The organism is Seohaeicola zhoushanensis (assembly GCF_014656415.1).
Taxonomy (GTDB): domain Bacteria; phylum Pseudomonadota; class Alphaproteobacteria; order Rhodobacterales; family Rhodobacteraceae; genus Seohaeicola_A; species Seohaeicola_A zhoushanensis.
Genome location: NZ_BNCJ01000028.1, coordinates 15,419 through 37,187, shown reverse-complemented (window position 1 = coordinate 37,187; position 21,769 = coordinate 15,419). Strand labels below are relative to the sequence as shown.

24 protein-coding genes and 1 tRNA gene are annotated in these 21,769 nt (G+C 64.3%); 14 read left to right on the top strand and 11 right to left on the bottom strand.

Annotated elements, in window-relative coordinates; translation table 11 throughout:
* Positions 1-683 (top strand): phosphopyruvate hydratase (gene eno, locus IE266_RS24085; RefSeq protein WP_308434619.1); only part of this gene is annotated, 683 nt, incomplete at its 5' end.
* A gap of 65 nt (positions 684-748) precedes the next feature.
* Here eno and IE266_RS24080 read toward each other — a convergent pair.
* The 3 genes from IE266_RS24080 to IE266_RS24070 form a co-directional block, all read right to left on the bottom strand.
* Positions 749-1,024, bottom strand: coding sequence for a glycine zipper 2TM domain-containing protein (locus IE266_RS24080; RefSeq protein WP_189682691.1), 276 nt, complete (start codon positions 1,022-1,024; stop codon positions 749-751).
* Between the two features lie 152 nt (positions 1,025-1,176).
* A complete protein-coding gene (locus IE266_RS24075; protein WP_189682690.1) occupies positions 1,177-1,626 on the bottom strand; it encodes a GNAT family N-acetyltransferase in 450 nt (149 codons plus the stop codon).
* Positions 1,623-2,558, bottom strand: coding sequence for a nucleoside hydrolase (locus tag IE266_RS24070; RefSeq protein WP_189682689.1), 936 nt, complete (start codon positions 2,556-2,558; stop codon positions 1,623-1,625). Before IE266_RS24070 ends, IE266_RS24075 begins: the two co-directional genes overlap by 4 nt.
* A gap of 78 nt (positions 2,559-2,636) precedes the next feature.
* Here IE266_RS24070 and IE266_RS24065 point away from each other — a divergent pair, with 78 nt between their 5' ends.
* Positions 2,637-3,515 carry a hypothetical protein gene (locus IE266_RS24065; protein WP_189682688.1) on the top strand — a complete coding sequence of 293 codons (879 nt, stop codon included), beginning with the start codon at positions 2,637-2,639 and terminating at the stop codon, positions 3,513-3,515.
* Here the strand turns inward: IE266_RS24065 and mazG are convergent.
* Positions 3,512-4,327: a nucleoside triphosphate pyrophosphohydrolase gene (gene mazG, locus IE266_RS24060; RefSeq protein WP_189682687.1), complete on the bottom strand. Its 816-nt coding sequence runs from the start codon at positions 4,325-4,327 to the stop codon at positions 3,512-3,514. The genes IE266_RS24065 and mazG overlap by 4 nt on opposite strands.
* Positions 4,328-4,390: 63 nt before the next feature.
* Between mazG and IE266_RS24055 the strand changes: the two genes are divergently transcribed.
* Genes IE266_RS24055 through IE266_RS24040 form a run of 4 tightly spaced genes read left to right on the top strand, consistent with a single transcriptional unit; the run spans position 4,391 to position 7,869 of the window.
* Entirely contained in the window at positions 4,391-5,560 is a 1,170-nt protein-coding gene (locus IE266_RS24055; RefSeq protein ID WP_189682686.1) for a M20 aminoacylase family protein, read from the top strand.
* Between the two features lie 3 nt (positions 5,561-5,563).
* The gene (speB, locus tag IE266_RS24050) at positions 5,564-6,526 is read left to right on the top strand and encodes an agmatinase (protein ID WP_189682685.1); all 963 of its coding nucleotides are present in this window, start codon (positions 5,564-5,566) and stop codon (positions 6,524-6,526) included.
* Entirely contained in the window at positions 6,523-7,470 is a 948-nt protein-coding gene (gene speB, locus IE266_RS24045) for an agmatinase (protein ID WP_189682684.1), read from the top strand. Before speB (IE266_RS24050) ends, speB (IE266_RS24045) begins: the two co-directional genes overlap by 4 nt.
* 3 nt (positions 7,471-7,473) lie before the next feature.
* Positions 7,474-7,869 carry a DUF1499 domain-containing protein gene (locus IE266_RS24040; RefSeq protein ID WP_308434618.1) on the top strand — a complete coding sequence of 132 codons (396 nt, stop codon included), beginning with the start codon at positions 7,474-7,476 and terminating at the stop codon, positions 7,867-7,869.
* Here the strand turns inward: IE266_RS24040 and IE266_RS24035 are convergent.
* Positions 7,807-8,094, bottom strand: a complete 288-nt coding sequence (locus IE266_RS24035; protein WP_189682683.1) for a hypothetical protein — start codon at positions 8,092-8,094, stop codon at positions 7,807-7,809. The genes IE266_RS24040 and IE266_RS24035 overlap by 63 nt on opposite strands.
* 61 nt (positions 8,095-8,155) lie before the next feature.
* Between IE266_RS24035 and prfA the strand changes: the two genes are divergently transcribed.
* The 3 genes from prfA to IE266_RS24020 all read left to right on the top strand — a co-directional run bounded on the left by prfA (position 8,156) and on the right by IE266_RS24020 (position 10,902).
* On the top strand, positions 8,156-9,205 hold the full coding sequence (gene prfA, locus IE266_RS24030; protein ID WP_189682682.1) for a peptide chain release factor 1: 1,050 nt from the start codon (positions 8,156-8,158) through the stop codon (positions 9,203-9,205).
* Complete coding sequence (gene prmC, locus IE266_RS24025) at positions 9,202-10,038, top strand: peptide chain release factor N(5)-glutamine methyltransferase (RefSeq protein ID WP_189682681.1); 837 nt, start codon at positions 9,202-9,204, stop codon at positions 10,036-10,038. The genes prfA and prmC overlap by 4 nt, the downstream gene beginning before the upstream one ends.
* Before the next feature lie 219 nt (positions 10,039-10,257).
* On the top strand, positions 10,258-10,902 hold the full coding sequence (locus IE266_RS24020; RefSeq protein ID WP_189682680.1) for a DUF4167 domain-containing protein: 645 nt from the start codon (positions 10,258-10,260) through the stop codon (positions 10,900-10,902).
* A 6-nt stretch (positions 10,903-10,908) separates the two neighbouring features.
* Here IE266_RS24020 and rsmA read toward each other — a convergent pair whose 3' ends face one another.
* Genes rsmA through IE266_RS24005 form a run of 3 tightly spaced genes read right to left on the bottom strand, consistent with a single transcriptional unit; the run spans position 10,909 to position 14,093 of the window.
* On the bottom strand, positions 10,909-11,772 hold the full coding sequence (rsmA, locus tag IE266_RS24015) for a 16S rRNA (adenine(1518)-N(6)/adenine(1519)-N(6))-dimethyltransferase RsmA (RefSeq protein WP_189682679.1): 864 nt from the start codon (positions 11,770-11,772) through the stop codon (positions 10,909-10,911).
* A gap of 14 nt (positions 11,773-11,786) precedes the next feature.
* Positions 11,787-12,548, bottom strand: coding sequence for an MBL fold metallo-hydrolase (locus tag IE266_RS24010; RefSeq protein ID WP_189682678.1), 762 nt, complete (start codon positions 12,546-12,548; stop codon positions 11,787-11,789).
* Between the two features lie 60 nt (positions 12,549-12,608).
* Positions 12,609-14,093, bottom strand: a complete 1,485-nt coding sequence (locus tag IE266_RS24005; RefSeq protein WP_229864445.1) for a fused MFS/spermidine synthase — start codon at positions 14,091-14,093, stop codon at positions 12,609-12,611.
* Between the two features lie 122 nt (positions 14,094-14,215).
* Here IE266_RS24005 and IE266_RS24000 point away from each other — a divergent pair.
* Positions 14,216-14,292 (top strand) — tRNA-Arg (locus IE266_RS24000).
* A 104-nt stretch (positions 14,293-14,396) separates the two neighbouring features.
* Complete coding sequence (locus IE266_RS23995; RefSeq protein ID WP_189682677.1) at positions 14,397-15,458, top strand: tyrosine-type recombinase/integrase; 1,062 nt, start codon at positions 14,397-14,399, stop codon at positions 15,456-15,458.
* A 36-nt stretch (positions 15,459-15,494) separates the two neighbouring features.
* Here the strand turns inward: IE266_RS23995 and IE266_RS23990 are convergent, their stop codons facing one another.
* Both IE266_RS23990 and IE266_RS23985 read right to left on the bottom strand, forming a co-directional pair.
* Positions 15,495-15,725: a helix-turn-helix domain-containing protein gene (locus IE266_RS23990; RefSeq protein ID WP_189682676.1), complete on the bottom strand. Its 231-nt coding sequence runs from the start codon at positions 15,723-15,725 to the stop codon at positions 15,495-15,497.
* Between the two features lie 104 nt (positions 15,726-15,829).
* Positions 15,830-16,021 (bottom strand): hypothetical protein, encoded by a 192-nt coding sequence (locus IE266_RS23985; RefSeq protein WP_189682675.1) that lies wholly within the window; start codon positions 16,019-16,021, stop codon positions 15,830-15,832.
* A 319-nt stretch (positions 16,022-16,340) separates the two neighbouring features.
* Here IE266_RS23985 and IE266_RS23980 point away from each other — a divergent pair, with 319 nt between their 5' ends.
* The 3 genes from IE266_RS23980 to IE266_RS23970 are packed head-to-tail and all read left to right on the top strand — an operon-like array spanning position 16,341 to position 18,180.
* Positions 16,341-16,619, top strand: a complete 279-nt coding sequence (locus tag IE266_RS23980; RefSeq protein ID WP_189682674.1) for a hypothetical protein — start codon at positions 16,341-16,343, stop codon at positions 16,617-16,619.
* Positions 16,620-16,663: 44 nt separating this feature from the next.
* The gene (locus tag IE266_RS23975; RefSeq protein ID WP_189682673.1) at positions 16,664-16,897 is read left to right on the top strand and encodes a hypothetical protein; all 234 of its coding nucleotides are present in this window, start codon (positions 16,664-16,666) and stop codon (positions 16,895-16,897) included.
* Positions 16,898-16,953: 56 nt separating this feature from the next.
* Positions 16,954-18,180, top strand: coding sequence for a tyrosine-type recombinase/integrase (locus IE266_RS23970; RefSeq protein WP_189682672.1), 1,227 nt, complete (start codon positions 16,954-16,956; stop codon positions 18,178-18,180).
* Positions 18,181-18,456: 276 nt separating this feature from the next.
* Here IE266_RS23970 and IE266_RS23965 read toward each other — a convergent pair whose 3' ends face one another.
* Positions 18,457-21,768, bottom strand: coding sequence for a DUF499 family protein (locus IE266_RS23965; protein WP_189682671.1), 3,312 nt, complete (start codon positions 21,766-21,768; stop codon positions 18,457-18,459).
* Between the last annotated feature and the right edge of the window lies 1 nt (position 21,769).

Below are 21,769 nucleotides of genomic sequence, written 5' to 3'. Positions count from 1 at the left end.
TCGCCACCGGCGTGGGCGACGAGGGCGGCTTCGCGCCGAACCTGAGCTCGACCCGCGATGCGCTCGACTTCATTCTGAAGGCGATCGAGAAGGCCGGTTACAAGCCGGGCGAGGACATCTACCTCGCGCTCGACTGCGCCGCCACGGAATACTTCAAGGACGGCAAGTATGTACTTTCGGGTGAAGGGAAAACCCTGACCTCGGACGAGAATGTCGCCTATCTCGCCGCGCTGGTGAACGACTATCCGATCATCTCGATCGAGGATGGCATGAGCGAGGATGACTGGGCCGGCTGGAAGGCGCTCACCGAGGCGCTCGGCAACAAGGTGCAGCTGGTCGGCGACGACCTCTTCGTGACCAACCCCAAGCGTCTGGCCGAAGGCATCTCCAAGGGCTGCGCGAACTCGATGCTGGTGAAGGTCAACCAGATCGGCACGCTGAGCGAGACGCTCAAGGCCGTCGATATGGCCCACCGCGCACGCTACACCAACGTGATGAGCCACCGCTCGGGCGAAACCGAGGACGCCACCATCGCCGACCTCGCCGTCGCCACCAACTGCGGCCAGATCAAGACCGGCTCGCTGGCGCGCTCGGACCGGCTCGCGAAATACAACCAGCTCATCCGCATCGAGGAAATGCTGGGCGAAACGGCGGAATACGCCGGCCGCTCGATCCTGCGCTAAGGCGACAGGAACACAAAACCCGGCGGAGCGATCCGCCGGGTTTTTTCTTGGCCGATAGGCCGGAATTAGGGGCAGGGTGCCGTGTAGTAGGTGCCGTTGCCGTTCGAATAGGCGCAGGTGGCGCTGTTCTGGTTGCGGGCGACCATGGTGCCGGCAGCCGCGCCGGCCAGCGCCGAAACCACCTTCCAGTTGTCATTTGCATCGAAGGCGTCGGCCAGCAGCAGGCCGGCGGCACCGCCGGCGACAGCGCCGGCCGCGGTGTTCTGGGTCGTGGTGGTGGTGTCGCAGGCCGCGAGGCCGAGCATGGTGAGACCGATCACGGAAGAGGTCAGGAATTTCATCTCGTTGTCCTTTCGTTTGTGTCCGACCCAAGCCGTCATGCGGCCACGGGTCCGATATGCGAGAGGATAACCCATTGATGCGGGAAACGGTTCCCGCCCGGTTTCGCGGCGGCGAGGTTCCGCCACGCCCTGCGCGGTTTCCCGCGAAGGGGTCAGGACGTCCGGGTCAGCAGGATCAGGTTGCCCCGCGATTCGAAGCCGGTGCGTCCGAACAGGCGCACCGCCTTGTCGTTGGCGGCATCGACCTCGAGGTGCAGCGCCTTCATCCCGGCCTCGGCCAGAACCTTACCCAGCGCCAGGATCACCTCGCTGGCGATGCCGCGCCCGCGCACGGCGGGGCGCAGGTAGATCTCGTCGATGAACCCGTCGAGCCCGCCATGTTCGACCGACCAGCCGAAGGTCACGACGATATAGCCGATGGGCGCACGGGTCGGGCCGATCAGATAGGCCGCGCCATGGGGAATCCCGTCAAGCAAGGGCTGCAAGGCCGCCTCGCGCGCGGGATCGTCCATCTCGCGGCCGCTCTCGACGTGGCAGCTGCGTGCCAGCGCGACAAGGCGGTCGAGGTCTTCGGGACCGGCAAGGTGCAGCGCCGCCTTCACAGCCGGGCCAGCCGTTCGGTGAGCAGGGCGAAGAAGCCCTCGGCGTCGATATCGCCCATGAAGGTGGCGTTCGGTTTGCGCCCCGACACGCCCCACCAGTCGGCGACGGTCATGCCGAGCGTCAGTTCGGATTGCGTCTCGATCTCGACGTTGACGAAGCGGCCTTTGAATAGCTCGGGCCGGATCAGGTAGGCGGTCACGCAGGGGTCGTGCAGCGGCGCGCCTTCCGAGCCGTATTTCTCCTTGTCGAAGCGCTCGAAGAAGTCGGTCATCTGCGCCACCGCCACGCCCACCGGCGTGCCCAGCGCGCGGAAGGCATCGTTGCGCGCCTTGGTCACCAGCGCCTTGTGCGTGACGTCCAGCGGCATGATGGTGATATTAACGCCGGATTTCATCACGATATCTGCGGCTTCCGGGTCGACGTAGATGTTGAACTCGGCCGTCGGGGTGATGTTGCCCACCTCGAAATATGCCCCGCCCATCAGCACGATCTCCTGGATCCGCCCGGCGATCTCGGGCGCCTTCTGCAAGGCGGCGGCGATATTGGTGAGCGGGCCCAGCGGGCAGAGGGTGACGGTGCCGGCGGGTTCGGTGCGCAGCGTGTCGATGATGAAGTCGACCGCGTGGCCCTCGGCCAGCGGCATGGTCGGATCGGGCAGCGAGGGCCCATCGAGGCCGGTCTTGCCATGCACGTGCTCGGCGGTCACCAGCTTGCGCTCCAGCGGCGCGTCGCAACCGGCAAAGACCTTGACGTCGCGCCGCCCGGCCAGTTCGCAGACGATGCGGGCGTTCTTCTGGGTCAGCGGCAGCGGCACGTTGCCGGCAACGGCGGTGATGCCCAGAACCTCGATCTCCTCGGGCGAGGCGAGCGCCAGGAGGATGGCGACGGCGTCGTCCTGGCCGGGGTCGGTGTCGATGATGATCTTGCGCATGGTCTCTCCAATCCGGCCGGACACTCGCCAATCGGGGGGGACTTGTCCAGCGCCGGGATGCGCGTCAATTTGCCGGTCATGTCCAAGCCCGTGTTCATCCACGCCGGGGCGCATCGCACCGGCACCAGTTCCTTCCAGCTCTGCCTGGCCGAGAATCGAGGCCTGCTCGACCGGCACGGGCTGGATGTGGTCTATCCGGGCCGTGACGGGGTGCCGGGCGGGCGGCTCAGGATGCCGATGCCAAGGCCGCGCCATGGGGCCAAGCGTATTCCGGCCTTTGCGGCGGACCTGCGGGCGCATCTGTCAAAGCTGGCCCCCGATCCCGACCGCGGCCTGGTGATCTCCGAAGAGAACATCCCCGGCCCGATGCATCACTTCTACGAGGGACGGTTCTTCCCGGCCTCCGCCAGGCGGCTCGCCGTGCTGGCCCAGGCGCTGGAGGGGCGGGCGCAACACCTGCTCTACGTCTTGCGGCCCTATGATGCGCTCTACGTCTCGGCCTACCGCAAGCGGGCCGAGGACAACCCGGTGCCGCCCTTTGCCGAGCTTGCGCCGCAGTTCCTGGCGATGGATCGCGGCTGGCCCGCGCTGGTGGCCGAGTTCCGCGACATCCTGCGCCCCGAGACGCTGACCGTCATCGACTATGCCCGCCGTGGCTCCAGCGCCGCACTGCTGGCGCGGCTGGTACCCCAGCTGGCGGCCGAGCCGCTGGCGGAACCGGCGCGGCTGGTCAACCTATCGGCCACCGACCGGGCGCTCGAGGTGCTGCAGGCGCGCTATCGCGCTGGCGAGGAACTGGCGCGCAAGGAGTGGCAGGAGGTCATCGCCGAACATCAGGATGACCGGGCCGACCGGGGTTTCGCGGCCTTCGCGGCAGAAGACGCCGACCGCCTGCGCGCGCGCTATGCCGCTGACATTGAGACAATCGCCGCCATGGACGGCGTCACCTTCCTCTAGCCCTGCCGCTCGGCCAGCTTCTCGGCATCCCAGAGCGCGTCCATCTCGGCCAGGTCGCTGTCCTCGGGGCGCTTGCCCATGTCGGCCAGGCGGCGCTCGACCCCGCGGAAGCGGCGGATGAACTTGGCATTGGCCCGGCGCAGCGCGGCCTCGGGGTCGATCGACAGATGCCGCCCGAGGTTCGCCATCACGAAGAGCAGGTCGCCGAATTCCTCTTCCAGCTTGTCCGGGTCGCCGCCCATCTCGGCCACCAGCTCGGCGGTCTCTTCGCTGATCTTGTCGAGCACATGGGTCGCATCCGGCCAGTCAAAGCCGACCCGCGCCGCGCGTTTCTGCAGCTTCACCGCGCGCAGGAGTGCCGGCAGGCCCACCGCCACGCCATCCAGCGTGCCCGCCTGCGCCTTGCCGGCGCGCTCGGCCGCCTTGATCTTTTCCCAGTCGACGGTCTGCTGCTCGGCCGACTTGTCGCGGCTCTCGTCGCCGAAGACATGCGGATGCCGCGCGACCATCTTGTCCGACATCTGGTTGGCCACGTCGTCAAAGTCGAAGAGGCCCTTTTCGGCGGCCATCTGGGCGTGGAAGACCGACTGGAACAGCAGATCGCCCAACTCGCCCTTCAGCTCGTCCCAGGCCTCGCGTTCGATCGCATCAGCCACCTCGTAGGCCTCCTCGATGGTATAGGGCGCGATGGTTGCGAAATCCTGCTCGATGTCCCAGGGACAGCCGGTCTCGGGGTCGCGCAGGCGGCGCATGATTTCGAGAAGGCGGGCGATTCCGCCCTTTGGGTCGTGGATCAGGTCGTGATCGGGCATTGCGGCGCCTTGGCTTCCGGTGTCAGATAAGGGCCTGCGCCCGGCGCCAAGGAGGTGTAACCGATGCCCGTTGTCAACCGCATAGCCGAGTTTTCCGCCGAGATGGCCCGCTGGCGACAGCACCTGCACACCATCCCCGAGCTGGGGCAGGAGTGCCACGAGACGGCGGCCTTCGTGGCCGAACGGCTGCGCGAATTCGGCGTGGACGAGATTCACGAGGGCATAGCCAGGACCGGCATCGTCGCCATCGTGAACGGGCAGGGGCCGGGGCCCACCATCGGGTTGCGCGCCGACATGGACGCGCTGCCGATCCCCGAGGCGACCGGCGTGCCCTATGCCTCGCAGCGGCCCGGCAAGATGCACGCCTGCGGTCATGACGGCCATACCACAATGCTGCTGGGCGCCGCGAAATACCTGGCCGAGACGCGCAAGTTCTCGGGCCGTGTCGCGCTGATCTTCCAGCCCGCCGAAGAGACCGGTGGCGGGGCCGAGCTGATGGTGGAAGAGGGCGTGATGGAACGCTTCGGCATTTCCGAGGTCTATGCCCTGCACAACGCGCCGGGCTTCGAGGCCGGGGCCTTCTATACCACGCCGGGGCCGATCATGGCGGCGGTCGACACCTTCCATATCCATATCACCGGCAAGGGCGGCCACGGCGCCATGCCTCATGAGACCCGCGACCCGGTCATGGCCGCCGTGGGCATCGCCCAGGCGCTGCAAACCATCGTCAGCCGCAACCACTACGCGCTGAACGACCTGGTGCTCTCGGTGACGCAGATCCATGCCGGCACCGCCGACAACGTGATCCCCGACACCGCCTATATCAATGGCACCGTGCGCACCTTCGACGCCGAGGTGCAGTCGATGGTGCGCGAGCGCATGGCCGCAATCGTCGCCGGGCAGGCGGCGAGCTTTGACGTCGAGGCCGAGCTCGACTACCAGGTCGGCTATCCGGCAACGATCAACGACCCTGCCAAGACCGAATTCGCCGCCGAGGTGGCGCGCGAGGTCTCGGGCGAAGGCCGGGTGCTGGCGGATTCGGGCCGCGAGATGGGGGCCGAGGATTTCGCCTATATGCTGAACGTGCGCCCCGGATCCTACCTGTTCATCGGGCAGGGCGACAGCGCCGGGCTGCACCACCCGAAATACAACTTCAACGACGAGATCGCCCCGGTCGGGGCATCGTTCTTTGCCCGCATCGTCGAACGGGCGCAACCGCTGGCAGCGAGGTAGGGCATGGCGCTGGAAGACGCGAAGACACAGGTAGATCAGGCATTTACACGCGAAAACTTGCGTGGCGCCTCGTTCGAGAATGCCTTTGGCGGCGCGACCTCCTTCCTGCGACGGCGCTATACCAAGGACCTGGCGGGCGTCGATATCGCGGTGACCGGCATCCCCTTCGACCAGGCGGTGACGAACCGGCCCGGCACCCGTCTCGGCCCCCGCGCGATCCGCGAGGCAAGCGCGCTGCAGGCCTTCGACGCGCCCTACGGCTGGCCCTTCGACGTGCTGGAAGAGCGCAGCATCGTCGACTACGGCGACATGGCCTTCGACTATGCCGACGTGCCCTCCTTTCCGGGCCGCGTGACCGACCACATCCGGGGCATTCTCTCCGCCGGTGCGGCGCCGGTGGTGCTGGGGGGCGATCACTACATCACCTTCCCGGTGCTCAAGGCGGTGGCCGAGAAATACGGCCCGATCTCGCTGATTCAGTTCGATGCCCATACCGACACCTGGCCCGATGACGACATGGCCCGCGTCGACCATGGCACCATGTTCTACAAGGCGGTGAAGTCAGGGATCGTGGATGCCAGCCGCTCGGTGCAGATCGGCATTCGCACCACCAATACCGACACGCTGGGCGTCGCGGTCATCGACGCGCCCGAGGTGCATCGCATCGGCGTCGACGAGGTGGTGACGCGGGCGCGCGAGGTGGTGGGCAAGAGCCCGGCCTGGGTCACCTTCGACATCGACGCGCTCGACCCGGCTTTTGCGCCCGGCACCGGTACCCCGGTCTGGGGCGGGCTGGCGAGCTGGCAGGCGGCGGCGATCCTGCGGGGACTTTCGGGCATAAACATCGTCGGCGGCGACGTGGTCGAGGTCTCGCCCCCCTTCGACACCACCGGGGCCACCGCCATCGCCGGGGCGCATGTGGCGGTCGAGATCCTGAGCCTGCTGGGCGCGAGGAAGCGGGGATGACCTCGTTCAACCAGCCGATCAGCGGCAACGACCTGGCGCGCTTCTCGGGGCCGAACACCTTCATGCGGCTGCCCACCGCCGAGACGCTGGATGACCTCGACGTCGCCGTGCTGGGCGTGCCGATGGATATCGGCACCTCCTGGCGCTCGGGCACCCGCTTCGGCCCCAAGCAGATCCGCGCCGAAAGCGCGATGATCCGGCCCTACAACATGGCCACCGGGGCCGCGCCCTTCGACAGCCTTCAGGTGGCCGATATCGGCGACCTGGCGATCAACACATTCTCGCTCACCGAGAGTATCCGCATCATCGCCGAGAGCTACGACGCGATCCTCGCCTCGGGCGCGCTGCCGATGGCGATGGGGGGCGATCATTCGATCACCCTGCCGATCCTGCGGGCGATGGCGCATAAATACGGCCCCGTCGCGCTGGTGCATGTCGACGCCCATGCCGACGTCAACGACGAGATGTTCGGCGAACGCGAGACCCACGGCACCGTCTTCCGCCGCGCCTGGGAGGAGGAGCTGATCGAGCCGACAAAGGTCTACCAGATCGGCCTGCGCGGCACCGGCTATGCCGCGACCGATTTCACCGAGGCGCAGGGCTGGGGCTTCCAGATGTTCCCGGCGCACGAACTCTGGGGCAAATCGCTCGACACGCTGGGCCGCGAGATCCGCCGCGAGATCGGCGACCGGCCGGTCTATGTCACCTATGACATCGACAGCCTGGATCCGGCCTATGCGCCCGGTACCGGCACGCCCGAGATCGGCGGTCTGACAACCCCGCAGGCGCTGCAGCTGATCCGGGCGCTGCGGGGCGCGAATATCGTCGGCTGCGACCTGGTCGAGGTCTCTCCGCCCTACGATCCCTCGGGCAATACCGCGCTGACCGCCGCGAATATCCTCTACGAGTTGCTCTGCATCCTGCCGGGCGTCGAGGTGCGCTGAGCCGTGTTGAAGCTGGTCGGCATCCTTGGTCTGCTGGTCGTCGCGGCGGCGGCCTATATCCGCCTCGCGCCCAGCGACCCAGCGCGCTGGCACGTGCCGCTGACCTTCGATGCGGACCAGGATTCCAAATACGGCGTGCAGCGCGTGGTGCAGACCGGCCCCGACGGGCTGGCCCGGCTCGACGCGCTGATTGGCAAACCGCCCCTGGCCGGCAGCGTTGCCGAGGGGCACGCCACCTACGTGGTGCGCACGCCGTTCTGGGGCTTCCCGGATTATGTCACCGCGCAGCAGGACGGCGACCGGCTCCGGATCTTCTCGCGGCTGCGCTTCGGCCGTTCAGATCTTGGGGTAAACGGTCGCCGTGTTGAGCAATGGCTCGCCGTGCTCAAGGCTGGATGACAGACAGCCCTTCTGCACCTCGCGCCACATCGGCACGTTGAGCGACATCTGGCACTGCGCCATGAACATGCGGCCGTCGACCTGAAGGCAGATCGTCTCGCCCAGTTCCACCCGCGCGCCGGTACGGTCTGTGCAATAGCAGTCCTGCACCTTGCCCTTCGGGCCAACGACATCGGCCGCGGCAGGCGCGGCGAGCAGCATCAGCAGGGCGGCGAGGCGTATCATCCCGCAAGGATACCACGCCCAGCCCCTTGACCAAAGCCTTTCGATATATGACACCGCGCCGATGGTACCCGAGGCCCGCCTTATCCAGATCGTCCAGCGTTTCCAGTATCTGGAGGCGGCAATGTCGGCTGGCGGCGGCGATATCGCCAAGCTGGCCAAGGAATATTCCGACCTCAAGCCGGTGGTCGATCAGATCGACGCCTGGCGGCGGCTGACCGACGATATCGCCGAGGCGAAGGCGATGCTCTCGGATCCCGACATGAAGGCTCTGGCGGAAGAGGAGCTGCCGACCCTCAAGGCGCAGCTGCCCGAGGCCGAACACGCCCTGCAACTGGCGCTGCTGCCCAAGGACGAGGCCGACGCGCGGCCGGCGATTCTCGAGATCCGCCCCGGCACCGGCGGCGACGAGGCGGCGCTCTTCGCGGGCGACCTGCTGCGGATGTATCAACGCTATGCCGAAGCGCGGGGCTGGTCCTTCGAGATTATCGAGTTCCAGCAGACCGAACTGGGCGGGGTCAAGGAACTGGTCGCGCGGATCGGCGGCGAGAACGTCTTCGCGCGGCTCAAATACGAAAGCGGCGTGCACCGCGTCCAGCGGGTGCCGACCACCGAGAGCGGCGGGCGCATCCATACCTCAGCGGCGACCGTGGCGGTCCTGCCCGAGGCCGAGGATGTCGATATCGTCATCGCGCCGTCGGACATCCGGATCGACACGATGCGCTCGTCCGGCGCGGGCGGTCAGCACGTCAACACCACCGATTCGGCGGTGCGGATCACCCACCTGGCCACCGGGATCGTGGTCACCAGCTCGGAAAAGTCGCAGCACCGCAACCGCGAGATCGCCATGCAGGTGCTGCGCGCGCGGCTCTATGACCTCGAACGCAGCCGGGTCGACAACGAACGCTCGGCCAATCGGGCGGCGCAGGTCGGCACCGGCGACCGTTCCGAGCGCATCCGCACCTACAACTTCCCGCAGGGCCGGCTGACCGATCATCGGATCGGCCTGACGCTCTACAAGCTCGACATGGTGATGCAGGGCGACCTGGACGAGATCATCGACGCGCTGACCGCCGACGACCAGGCGCGGCGCATGGCGGAGATGGAAGGGTGATCGCCGCCCAGGCCCTCGCCGCGGCCGCAGCGCGGTTGCGGGCGGCGGGCGTGGCCGACCCGGCGCGCGATGCCCGCATCCTGCTGGCCCATGCCGCCAGCATCGACCCCTCGCGCGTGACCCTGATCGCGCCCGAGCAGGTGGAACCCGAGGTGGCCGATCGGTTCGAACGGCTGATCTCGCTGCGCGCGGTGCGGGTGCCGGTCTCGCATCTGATCGGCGAGCGCGCCTTTTATGGCAGGAATTTCAAGGTCTCGCGCGATGTTCTTGATCCTCGACCCGAGACCGAGACGCTGATCGAGGCGGCCCTTGCCGCGCCCTTCGGGCGCGTGCTCGACCTTGGCACCGGCTCGGGCTGCATCCTCGTGACCCTGCTGGCCGAACGTCCGCAGGCGACCGGCCTGGGCGTCGACCTCTCGCCGCTGGCCTGCCGCCAGGCGGCGCTGAACGCCGGTGCGCTGGGGGTGGCCGAGCGCGCCGCGTTCCGCGAATCCGATTGGTTCGCCGCCGTCGACGGCACCTTCGACCTGATCGTCTCCAACCCGCCCTATATCGCGCTGGCCGAGATGCCGGGGCTTTCCGACGAGGTCCGCCGCCACGAACCCGAGCTGGCGCTGACCGACGGCGGCGACGGCCTTGGCGCCTATCGCGCCATTGCGCCGGGGCTCCTGGACCACCTCGCGCCGGGCGGAAGGATGCTGGTCGAGATCGGCCCGACGCAAGGCGCGGCGGTTGCGCAGATCCTCGCCGGGGCGGGACTAGTGGACGTTTCGGTCCTGCCCGATCTCGACGGCCGCGACCGCGTCGTGAGCGGTAACGCGCCGCAAGGGTGATGCGGTAAACCCGCAAATCGCACGAAAAAGCGTGAAAAAAGCCGACTCGCCTCTTGTGCGCAGGCCCAGAACGTGTTTTCTCAACCGTGCTGCATGGTCGGACGCTTGACGGCTCCCGTGCAGCGCCTGCCCTAAAAGTCGATGATCCGGCGCATTGTTGAACCCATCGAGGCTTCAAAACGGATCATTCGCAACGAGCACAAGGCTGACAGCAAGTACATGAGATCGTCCAAATCCCGCTCGCGTTCGAAATCGAACCGCAACCGTCCGCCTTCGGGTGGAAATGTCATCAACCGGGTCTTTGACAGCTCCGGTCCCGAAGGCAAGGTGCGCGGCACGCCGCAGCAGATCATCGACAAGTACAACCAGCTCGCCCGCGATGCGCAGCTCTCGAATGACCGCGTCGCGACCGAGAACTTCTTCCAGCACGCCGAGCACTATACCCGGCTGCTGACCCAGGCGCAGCGCGAGATCGACCAGCGCAGGGAAGAGCAGGAACGTCACAACCGCGACCGCCAGGCCGACCGCGACCGCGATCGCCAGGACCGCGACCAGGACCGCCCGGAGCGCGACCAGCAGCCGTCGTTCCAGGCCCAGCCCGAGCCGCAGGCGCAGCCGGAACCGGCGCCCGAACCGCAGCCCGAGCCGGAAACCCACCTCGGCCTGCCGAGCAACTACCTTCCCGACTCGAGCTCGATGGCGGTTGCCGACACCGGCAGCTCGGACGAGGACAGCGGACTGGTGGAAACGCCGGAAAGCGCCCCCAAGAAGCCCGCGCGCCGTCCGCGCACGCGCAAGCCCGCGGCCGCCAAGGCGTCCGCCGATGCTCCGGCCCCCTCCGACACCTCGGAAGCGGCGGAGTAAATCCTCCTACGACTTGCTCGCCTGACGCCGCTCGGCGGCGATCAGGCGCGCGAGGGTGCAGAACTGCTCCAGCCCGATCTGCTCGGCCCGTTCGGTGGGGGCGATCCCGGCCTCCCTGAGCAGATCCTCGATATTCTCCGAAACCGACTTCAGCGAGGCCCGCAGCATCTTGCGGCGCTGGTTGAAGGCCGTCGCCACAACATACGACAGGACCTTTGGATCGGCCGGAAAGCGCGGCTCGGGCAGGGCGGTCAGATGCACCACGGCGCTGGCCACCTTCGGCGGCGGGGTGAAGGCATTCGGCGGCAGCGACATCACGATGCGCGCATTGCAGCGCCACTGCGCCAGGATCGCCAGCCGGCCATAGGCCTTGGACCCCGGCTGTGCCACGATCCGGTCGGCCACCTCGCGCTGGAACATCAGCGTCAGGCTCTCCCAGACCGGCGGCCAGGTCTGCGGCGTCAGCCAGCGCACCAGCAGTTCGGTGCCGATGTTGTAGGGCAGGTTGGCCGCGATCCGGATCGGCGGGGTCAGGTGGCTCAGCGGGTCCACCTCCAGCGCATCGCCGTTGATGATCTCCAGCCGGCCGGGATAGGCCGCGGCGATCTGGTTCAGCGCCGGCAGGCAGCGCGCGTCCTTCTCGACCGCCAGCACCCTGCGCGCCCCTTCCGACAGCAGGCCGCGTGTCAGCCCGCCGGGGCCGGGGCCGATCTCGAGCACGTCGCAATGGGCCAGGTCACCGGCCTGCCGGGCGATCTTGGCCGTCAGGTTCAGGTCGAGCAGGAAGTTCTGCCCAAGCGCCTTCTTGGCCGAAAGCCCGTGTTCGGCGATGACCTCGCGCAGCGGGGGCAGGTTGTCGATGGCGGACATGGGTGCATTCCTTCTCAGCGATAGGCGTCGGGCGCCTTGCGCAGGCCGTGCCATTGGTCGGGGCAATGCCCCCAGATGATCGTCGCGCCGCGCTCCGAGGCAAGTCGGGTCAGCCGTTCGCCGTGATGACAGGCCAGCGGCACGTCCCATGACCCGGCAAAGCCCTCGCCGATCTCGGCGGGCCGCGAGATGGCGTCCGAGGTATAGAGCACGGGCCCCGTCTCGGGCAGCTCGATCAGCAGCGACAGCTGGCCCGGCGCGTGGCCGGGGCAGAAGAGCACGGTAAAGCCGGGGCCGATCTGCACGTCTTCACCAATCTCGACATAATCGCGTTCCGGCCAGTCCATCGGCTGCGCCCCCGGCCAGCCCAGCGGGCGCGGCAAGGCGCGCTCGGCGCTCGCAATAAGCATCGGCGCCTGCGGGGCGATGTCCAGATGGCCGGCGTGGTCGATATGGGTATGGGTCTGGATCAGCAGCGCGATCCGCTCGGGGCTGGTCCCGGCCAGCACCAGCTGGGCCTCGGGCAGGTTCCTCGGCGAGCACTCCAGCACGTTGCCGAAACTGTCCAACCGGTCGGCCAGCTCGGACTCGGTGGGTGCTTCGGTATAGCGGCGGGGAAAGCCGGTATCGACCAGCACCAGTTCGCCGGCGTCGGTGGTGATAAGCGCCCCCATGATCCCGACAACGCGTGGGCCGGCGTGGACGCGGAAATAGCCGTAGTCGAGGATATGCAGCGCCACGGGGCGGCCCGTCAGCAGTCCTTCGGCGGTTGGCATCGGCATACTCCCTTTCGGTCCCTCCTTACCTCCGGTTCGGGCGGGCCACCAGCCGGGCCTTCAGTCGGGCCGACCCATCAGCCGGTCGATCGGGGCGAAATCGTCGGTCAGCACCAGGCCGGATGCGCTGGCGACCGCGTTCACCCAGCGGTCGGACATGGCGCCGAAGGTCTCGGTATCCGGGGCGGCGACGGTGATGGTGGGCACCGGGGTCGGCCTGTCGCCGGCAACCAGCACGAAGACCAGTCGCGCGCCGGGTTCGGGGCGGACGGCGCGGGTCCAGACCTCGACCACCGGGAAGACCTCGCGCAGCGTGGCGACCAGCGCGCCCAGCGCGTGCAAGCGGTCCTCGTAGTCGATCACGTTCATCAGGAAACTGCCGCCGGGCGCCATCCGCGCCGCGATCAGGTCGAAGAACTCGCGCGTGACCAGATGCGCGGGCACCGCCACATCGGTGAAGGCATCGCCAATGACGATGTCGAAACGCGCTTCTGGCCGGACAAGCAGGGCGCGGCGGGCATCCTCGTGCAGCACCTGCGCGCTGGCCGGGTCATACCAGAAATCGCGGGCGGCAATCTCGGTCACCTCGGGGTCGATCTCGGCCACGGTGATCGGGCCGGTGCCGCGGACGGCAAAGGCGCGGGGCACGGAGTAGGAGCCGCCGCCGATGAAATAGCTCGAGAACGGCTGCGGCGCGCGCAGCCGCGCCAGCGCGTCGAGCATCGCCGAATGCTCGGTGAACATCACCGTCGGCTGCGACTTGGCGCTGATCCCGTGGCCCAGGTGGTCGATCACCATCAGCCGCACCGGGTCGGCCGGGTCGGCCGAGACATCCACCGTCCGGATGCAGAAATAACGGCTCTCGCGGGTGCAGGGCGCCTCGGCGGTGAGCGCCAGCCCGGTAAGCGCCAGCCCCGCCAGCGCATAGGCGGACAGGGCGCGCGCCCGCGCCAGCCAGAGGCAGAGCAGCGCGGCGATGGCATAGCAGAGCGTCACCGCGGCCAGCGTCCAGGTCGTGCCCAGCCACGAGATGAAGAGGAAGCCCGCCAGCAGCGTCCCCGCAATCGCACCCAGCGCCCCGGCGGCAAAGATCGCGCCCAGCGCCCGGCCGGCGCGCTCGGGGTCCTGCGTTGCCAGCTTGGCCAGCACCGGCGCCGGCACCCCGGCAAAGAAGGAAGGCAGGAAGAACACCAGCATCGCCAGTGCCGCGATTCCCCAGACCGGGTGGCCGATGCCCGCCAGCACCGGCGCCGCGAGCACCGCCAGCAGCCAGGCCGACACCGCCGTCGAGGCCGCCGCGCCCACCATTGCCAGCCCGGTGGTGAACAGCGCCCGCCCCGCCGGCCGATCCGCCAGCAGCCCACCCCACCAGTGCCCGGCGGAAAAGCCCGCCAGCACCACCGCGATCACGCTGGTCCAGGTGTAGAGCGACATGCCCACATGCGGCGCCAGCATCCGCCCGGCGACGATCTCGACCACCAGCGAGGCGGCGGAAACGGCGGTCTGCAGGACAATCAGCAGCCAGAGCGGAGCAGGGCGGGGCATGGCGGTCATCTTTCTGGAAACTCGCGCCATTTGGCACGGCTCCAACCCAACGGCCAAGTGCTTTCAGGGCGCGGTTTTCCGATTGCGGCGCATCGGTTCTTGCCCTATACGCCCCCTCACCGGCACCCGTAGCTCAGCTGGATAGAGCGCTGCCCTCCGAAGGCAGAGGTCACAGGTTCGAATCCTGTCGGGTGCGCCAAAACTTCCTCATAAAATCATGGATTTACCGTAACGCTTGGCGATCAGGCTGTTTGAGCCTATCCTGCTTGGGACAATTTTGGGACACCCGGTGGGATTTCGGACATGGCGTCCATCACCAAGCGCGGAGACGGCCAGTGGCAGGTGAAGATTCGCCGCAAGGGCTGGCCTGCGCAGTCCGGAACCTTTGCCACCAAGAAGCTTGCGCAGGATTGGGCGCATCGCACCGAAAGCGAGATGGCCGCTGGTCACTTCGTCGATCGGACGGCAGGACAGCGCACCACGCTCGGTGAACTGGTCGAACTCTATCTGACAGACGTGACGGAGAAGCGGCCCGGTGAGCAGTCACGCATCGCAGAGCGTTCAAGGCTAGAGCGCTTCCGGCGGGAAGAGAAAACGCTGTGCGCCCATGCCGTCGCCAATCTCACACCGGAACAATTCGAGGATTATCGCGACCGGCGGCTGGCGCAGGTCAATCGCGCGGGCAAATCCATCGCTCCCGGCACGGTCAAGCGCGAGTTGACGCTGCTCAAACGCGTCATCGATTACCGCAAGCGGCGGCTCGGGCTGCTGGTCAATCCTGTCAACACCGAGGACGTGGCGCGGCCGGCCGTCAATGACGAGCGGGATGTCCGGCTTTCTGCTGATGAGATCGTGCGGCTGCTCGACGCCTGTAGCGAGGCCCGCAATCCGTGGCTACGGCCGTTGGTCGAGCTTGGTTTCGAGACGGGCGGGCGGCGTGGCAGTCTGCTCGATCTATTCTGGAAGGATGTCGATATCGCCGGTCGTGCCGTGACCTTCCGTGGCGTAAAGAACAGCCGCAGGCCGGATCAGGTCATTGATCACACCGTGCCGCTGTCGCCACGGGCGATCGAGGTGTTGCAGGGCTTGCCGCGTAGTGTTGATGGCAGGGTTTTCCCGCTGACCCCCAATGCCTTCCGGCAGGCCTTCAGCCGTGCCCGTAAGAAGGCTGGGCTGGAGCACTTCCGGTTTCATGATACGCGCCATGAGCGCGTGTCGAGCCTCTTCGAGGCAGGCTGGTCGGATACGGCAGTGATGGCGATGTCAGGGCATCGTGACCCAAAATCTCTCAAGCGCTACGCCAATCTGCGACCGGATCATCTGGCCGATGAGCTCGCGAAGCTGGGCAAGGGAAAGACGCAGTAGCCGACGCTGGACAGTCTGCGCTCTATGGCGGCGCGCCTAGTCCAGCGGTCCTTCGCGGTGCTTCTCGACAAAGCGTTCAAGGTCTTTGATTGCGAAGAAGGTCCTGCTGCCGATCTTGGTGACTGTTGGGCCTCTGCCCTTGTAGACCAGATCGCGCAGAGCGCCGCGTGACATCGACAGCGCTTCCGCCGCTGCCGGATAGTCAAGCAGGAGCTTGATCGGCGGCATCTCGGCATGGGCGCTGATATGTCGGGCGTGTCTGGTCATGTCACGCAGGCTATGGCCTGCTCGGAGTTCTGTCCTGAGCACGGGCTGGTCATTGAACGATGACGAAGATTGCCCGCCGGGCCGTTAGGTCCGGCAGGCGGATGTTACAGGCGGGGATCGGCGCTGATGCGTGTCGCGATCGTCCGGCTGATGGTCTCAAGGCTCGCCAGTGCGTCACTGCGCTCTTGCGATCCCGCATCGCTGCGGACCAGGTCCTGCTGCACACTGGCAAACAGCGCGCGCAGTTCCGGCAGGGATTTTCCCTGAAGGGCGGCTTGGGTGAAGACTTTTCTCATCACTCTCTCCTTCGTTCAGAGGCCGTGCCCATCACGGCCTTTCTTGCCGTCCCCGCATCATCATCAGCACGGAAAGGCGCTGATGGGATGGCCGTATGGACAGGGGAGAGAGTGGTGAAGATCGGGAAGCCCATCCCGGTTGGGCAGGGAATTCAAGGATGGAACTGTCGTCGTCTGTTTGGAGGTGTTGCTGGAAACTGGCTGTCAGTAAGGGTTTGCGGGATTCGCAAATTTGACGCAGCGCGATATATGGCGATACAATTAAATTATGGGAAGATATTCCCGCATTTGATTAAGTAATTTTTGAATTGGACGACTCATGAAAACCGGTAAAGGCTCGTTTGAGCCTCACGGACTGCTTATTGCCTACAAGCAGCTTGGGACCATTAGCATCGAAGAGCTCGCTCACGCGATCATGGAAGACCTCGGCGCCCTGAGAGACATCTACAATGTTCGCTACGTCACGGCACCACGATTAAAAATATTCGTCACCAATGAGTATGGCGAAGAATTGACAGTCCGCCGCCCGGAAGGGGGGCGGATTTTTTACATGGACACACATCACTACCGCCCGGCCTGCAAGGACTATGACCTGTAGAGGCGGGCCTGCACGGGGTGATGCAGTCCGGAAAGGAGCACATCATGAAACCACCAACATATATCGGGCTTCCCGAGGCCAGGCAGGTTCTGGCGGAAATGGGCATCGAGCTCAATGACCGCCAGATGAAGCGCGCTGCCGAGAAGGACGCCACCGGCCAGCGCAAGCTGCCATTCTTCGTTGATCCGATCGATGGCAAGCTAAAGATTGAAAAAGGCTCCTTGGTGCGCATTTATCGTGAAGCGCAAATTAATGCGGAGAACAGTGCAAAATACTGAATCGATCACGTTTTGTTCTTGTTAATTGGTTTTGATTTGTTCTATTTTGGTAAGCGATGTCAGACATAAGAAAGCGGATAGGCGCGAAAGGTACGAATTACCAAGTACGCTATCCAAGTAATTCCACAAAATCAGGTTATGCGTATAAATCATTTAACACGCTGAAGGAGGCGCGTGCCTGGATCGAAAACGGCGGTACTATGGAAGCAGGACGTCGGCGTTCATCAGAAGTTATCACAGTAGAACAGGCCATCGATCGATGGCTCGATATTTGCGAGAAGGAAGGTACCGATGGCAACGAGCCCGTCACAACGTACACCCTCAAGAACTACCGATATATCGCACGATTCATGCGTGAGTACCGCTGGGAAAAGCGCCTCGCTGACCTGACCCCTCCGGACGTGGTCGAGTTCCGCTCTTGGCTCCTGGAGAACTGTCCGTCGCGGTTCGTTGCGCGCCGCACGATGTCTTGCTTCCAAACCGTGATAGGCGAGATGGCGTTACGCGGCATAATAACCGCGAACGTGGCATCAGGGATAACAATCAACTCCGCATCCCGCTATGATCAGCCTGTGACACCACCGACGATGAAAGAGTTCCTTGATCTTCTTCGCGCTGCGGATCGACTGGCGAACTCCAAGAACGCACAGATAGCCAAGTCTTGGGAGCGCTACCGTCCCATGGTCTATTTGGCGGGCGACACCGGGATGCGTCCAGGCGAGTATCTCGCGCTGCCGCGCTTCAACGTTAGTCAGACAGAAGTTAAGGTGGATCGTGCGGTAGAGCGCAGCGGTGTAAGCATCTCGGTGACGAAGACGCCCTCGGGCTGGCGATGGATCGGCATTAGCAGTGACACTGCTGACATGGTCATGCATTACGCCGACAAGCTTGCACCAGCGAGCAAGTATGATCTCGTCTTTCCGACCGCCTCGGGGAAGTGGCAGTGCATCAACAACTGGCGCAACCGTGGCTTTGCCGCGCTCTGCGAAGAGGCCGGCCTGATGAAGGATGTTGAGCAAAACGGCAAGATCGTTCAAAAGCCGATGTACTCACCCTATGACCTACGCCACTTCTATGCGTCGATGCTCATTGAGCAGCGCGTCAACATGAAGAAGCTTCAGAAGCTAATGGGGCATGCGAACGTCACAACGACATTGAATGTCTACGGTCACCTGATTGAGCGCGCTGAAGAAGCCGAGGAAAAGAGAACGGGACTGATTTCGTCGCTGTCTGAAAATCCTTGTGGCAAATCTGTGGCGAGTCCTCTGCAAGCCGCAGAATAGCTTGTGTTTAATACTCACTTTTAATCAGTAGGTCCAGGGTTCGAATCCCTGCGCGGTCACCATTTTCAAATCAATCACTTAGCGAAATATTCTGGAAAGAAACGGCCGATATCGGCTGGTTTTGCCACAAAATATCGCCCCTCGCCAAGCCGCAGAAATCCGCCATTCTCTGAATCCCTCCGAGATTCCTTGTGGCGAGTTTGTGGCAAATTTAGCCCGCCAGTTCCTATTCCAAAACTAGCGGGTCAAATTCTCTGATCCAGTATATTGATATTGTTAGCGAACGACTTTGTCGATGAACCCAAGCGTTGTTGCATTTTCCAGAAGTGTACGAACCTTCGATCGGTCCAGGCCTTGCGATACTTCGGCGTCGATTTCTAGTTTGAGCGTTACATCGCTGCCGGGGATCGTCGTGAGCTGCTCCACGATAGCTTCCACGATCTGGTGGATGTCTCGGGCAGGTCGATCCGCCGATATCATCACCGTTCCTAGGAACCGCGTGGGCAGCTTCTCAGCTGCAACCTGTGAACCCGTGCCATTTGTGGCACTGGCGCCACCGGGTGCGTCTGTCGGCTTCTGGTTGTCACCGAGAGAGAAGTCGTCACCCTTGGGCTCAGCTTCTGCCTTGGTTGGTGCCGGCCTGTGGGCTTCGGCTACCGCCGGTTTGACGATGACGCTTTGGCTGTCAATGATGACATGCGGGTCGCGAGCGCCCTCGATCAGAAGTCCCGCATAACTATCGGCTCCCTCGTTCCAGCTTTCAGCATAGGCAAACGGGCCGGCTACAGTTCCGGTAATTGCTGCCTGAACGGCCTTGGCAAGAACCTGCTGGTTCTTGATCCGTGGCAGATAGAGATACCGGTTCATATACTCCCAAAGGTCCTTCAGGAGCAGATGAGATTTACCGTTCCAGATGTATTTCTGCAGATCACGATCTAGCCGCGTCGGCCCAAGCTCAGGAAGAAGAGCCTCGTCACTGACCAGTTTTCGGCTTGCGCGGGACAGTAGACCGTCCTGAGCCGGAATTTTACCTGATGACCACTCGAAATCAGCGTGAGCAGAATCCTGGTGCGGATAGAGCAGGTAGCACCAGCACTCCTGCAGCCGCGTGCGCATGGTGTCCTGGGATTCATCGCGCTTGGCCTTGGCAAGGGCACTGTCGCTCTGAGTCAGGTTTAGTCGCTCGGTTTCACGCACTATCTGCTGCCAGCCGAGCGCGCTTCTTACGGCCTCTTTGAGGCTATCGAGATGGCGCGCTTCAGCGGCAATAAATACAAGCATATTCCGGTAGACGCGCGGCACTGTGCCCCGTTGCATCAGGATTTCGCGGGCAGCCTTCTGCGCTTCAGAGCCGTCGCGCCCGTTGTGTGGGTGTGCCACGCCGAGGATCACAGCACGCACACCGCCGGGTTCATCCGGCACATCCGCGGAACTGGCAGGTGCCACCTGGATGGCGTCAAAGTGGCCGCGGTCACCGATGCTGTTGATGTACTTGGTTAGTTCCTGGTCGATGGTCACTAGAACGAGCGCTTCTTCGAGTTGCGCGGCCTTGTCCGCTGCAAGGCGGTTCAGGCTTGGTGACATCGAGTACCAATAGCGCCCGAGGTCGCTATGCATGTACTTTGCCTGATTGGTCAGGCGCCGTAGTGCATCACCGAAAATCGCTGGACGTTCGCCCGGCTGAACGACACCGAGATTGATCTGCTTGTCGTCGAGCCCTTTGTTCTTCTGTGTGTGCGCTGGAGCAGACCCCATGAATATCGCACGCGCTACGCGGCGAGTGGCAGAATAGCGATTGAGGTTCGGTGCTGACTGGTCGATGCGGTACGGCGTCGAAGTCGGGCCGTCGGCATCACTGGCGATGATCGACTGCCAGTTTACGTCGAGATAGTGCAATAGCTCCGGCTCCACACGAGCAGAGCTGATCGCCACGCTGCCGGGCATGATCATCACCGACGGATCGTTGCTCATCCACAGCTCGTGGATGACCTGCGCCATCAGACGCAGCACACCGCGGGTCCGCTGAAACTTCTCCAGCGAGCCCCAACAGGTGTAGAGCTGATCGAACAGTTCAGGGTGGATCGGGTATGCCTTTTCGAGCTTGCGCCGGTAGTCCTCGTCGGCACAGCCCTGCGGGAAATCGTTGGTGTTTTCACGATAGAGTTTGGCAAACTGCTTGAGCGTATTGTCCTTGTGGTGGTGTTTGTCACCCGGAATGGCCTTGAACAAACGGCGGCGGACGATTTCGTAGCTTTCTTCCTGCGAAGCCGGACGCCATGAGGACTCCACGCGTGAGAAGGTCTGCTTCAGGCGCGCCAGTGCTTCCTGACCGCCTTCACCACCGACTTCGATCTGCGAAGCCGGGAGCGACGCTACTAGCAGCGTTCCGGGGCTCGACTTCACTGCTTCGGTCAGCGACTGGACGAATGAAAGATTGGCATCAAAGGAGCCTGACGGTAGCCCCTCGGCCTTGTAGATTTGGCGGAGATAGGCGACCCATTCATCGATGAGGATCAGGCAGGGCGCGCACTTCTTGAAGACTGCTTCCAGCAGGTTCGAACCGGGTGCGATACCTTTTTCATCGCAGTCGGCGATCATCTGATAAGCGGATTTTCCGCCCAACTGCCAGGCCAGCTCGCCCCATGTCGTTCTGAGTGTGAGGCCATCATCTGTTTCGATGACGTCGTGCGGTCCGCGTGTCGTGCCGACGAGGACTGCTCGGCTGACCTTGGTAGGTACGTCTAGCCCTTCATCCTTCAGGAGTTGGTCAAGGCCGGGAAGATCGTGGGCAGGCGTGCCGCCCACCATGTGGTAGAGCGCCAGCATCGAGTGCGTCTTGCCGCCGCCGAAGTTTGTCTGCAACTCGACAACGGGATCGCCACCGGTGTCAGCCAGGCGTTTTGCCGCCCCGATCAAGAGATTGCTAAGGCCGTCCGTCAGGTAGGTACGGCTGAAGAATTCTTTCGGATCGCGGTATTCGGAAGGTGCGCTTCCGGAATGAACCTTGCCAAGATCGGCCGCGAATTCTGCTTGCTTGAACTCGCCGGTTGCAACGTCATTGTGCGGCTCGATGACTTCGCGCCATGGCAGAAGACCTGCGACAGTCTCGACCGAAATCGAGAGCTTCTGCGATTTTCGCCGCTCTTCATTGCGCTGGAGCTCAGTGTATTTGGTGCGCAGGATTGTGTCCCGCATCTTGCCGATCTGATCGGCCACGTCGCCAGCGCTGATCGACTCCATGAGACGGCGCATCGAGTCGAGCGCTCGCTCGGCATCATCGTAGGTGAACGTCTCGTTGTGGGACAGGCGGTTCCGCACGTCGAGCAATTCCGAGACATAGGATCGCTCAGGATGTCCTAGCACGGTCCCGAACGCTTCCTTCCAGAACGCCATCATGGTCTTGAGCAGCGCTTGTTGGTCCCAGCTGATGGTGCCGCCGCTGGCCTTCAGGCCGGACACACGCTCCATCACTTCCACCTGCCAGTGTCCCGTGAGGGCACTGTCGAGCCGCTTCTCTACAAACGGGATCAATGCTTCCGGAAGCAGCTCCATCCCTTCAAACACATAGTGCCTTGTACTCTTTGCCATT

Bases quoted from the DNA above. Each gene is read 5' to 3' on its own strand.
- IE266_RS24055 (WP_189682686.1), top strand. From the start codon at position 4,391: ATGCCCGTTGTCAACCGCATAGCCGAGTTTTCCGCCGAGATGGCCCGC.
- speB (WP_189682685.1), top strand. From the start codon at position 5,564: ATGGCGCTGGAAGACGCGAAGACACAGGTAGATCAGGCATTTACACGC.
- IE266_RS24020 (WP_189682680.1), top strand. From the start codon at position 10,258: ATGAGATCGTCCAAATCCCGCTCGCGTTCGAAATCGAACCGCAACCGT.
- IE266_RS24035 (WP_189682683.1), bottom strand. From the start codon at position 8,094: ATGATACGCCTCGCCGCCCTGCTGATGCTGCTCGCCGCGCCTGCCGCG.
- mazG (WP_189682687.1), bottom strand. From the start codon at position 4,327: ATGCCCGATCACGACCTGATCCACGACCCAAAGGGCGGAATCGCCCGC.
- IE266_RS23975 (WP_189682673.1), top strand. From the start codon at position 16,664: ATGAAACCACCAACATATATCGGGCTTCCCGAGGCCAGGCAGGTTCTG.
- IE266_RS23985 (WP_189682675.1), bottom strand. From the start codon at position 16,021: ATGAGAAAAGTCTTCACCCAAGCCGCCCTTCAGGGAAAATCCCTGCCG.
- IE266_RS24080 (WP_189682691.1), bottom strand. From the start codon at position 1,024: ATGAAATTCCTGACCTCTTCCGTGATCGGTCTCACCATGCTCGGCCTC.
- IE266_RS23980 (WP_189682674.1), top strand. From the start codon at position 16,341: ATGAAAACCGGTAAAGGCTCGTTTGAGCCTCACGGACTGCTTATTGCC.
- prfA (WP_189682682.1), top strand. From the start codon at position 8,156: ATGGTACCCGAGGCCCGCCTTATCCAGATCGTCCAGCGTTTCCAGTAT.
- IE266_RS23965 (WP_189682671.1), bottom strand. From the start codon at position 21,768: ATGGCAAAGAGTACAAGGCACTATGTGTTTGAAGGGATGGAGCTGCTT.
- IE266_RS24065 (WP_189682688.1), top strand. From the start codon at position 2,637: ATGTCCAAGCCCGTGTTCATCCACGCCGGGGCGCATCGCACCGGCACC.
- IE266_RS23970 (WP_189682672.1), top strand. From the start codon at position 16,954: ATGTCAGACATAAGAAAGCGGATAGGCGCGAAAGGTACGAATTACCAA.
- IE266_RS23990 (WP_189682676.1), bottom strand. From the start codon at position 15,725: ATGACCAGACACGCCCGACATATCAGCGCCCATGCCGAGATGCCGCCG.
- IE266_RS24010 (WP_189682678.1), bottom strand. From the start codon at position 12,548: ATGCCAACCGCCGAAGGACTGCTGACGGGCCGCCCCGTGGCGCTGCAT.
- IE266_RS24070 (WP_189682689.1), bottom strand. From the start codon at position 2,558: ATGCGCAAGATCATCATCGACACCGACCCCGGCCAGGACGACGCCGTC.
- speB (WP_189682684.1), top strand. From the start codon at position 6,523: ATGACCTCGTTCAACCAGCCGATCAGCGGCAACGACCTGGCGCGCTTC.
- IE266_RS23995 (WP_189682677.1), top strand. From the start codon at position 14,397: ATGGCGTCCATCACCAAGCGCGGAGACGGCCAGTGGCAGGTGAAGATT.
- IE266_RS24005 (WP_229864445.1), bottom strand. From the start codon at position 14,093: ATGCCCCGCCCTGCTCCGCTCTGGCTGCTGATTGTCCTGCAGACCGCC.
- rsmA (WP_189682679.1), bottom strand. From the start codon at position 11,772: ATGTCCGCCATCGACAACCTGCCCCCGCTGCGCGAGGTCATCGCCGAA.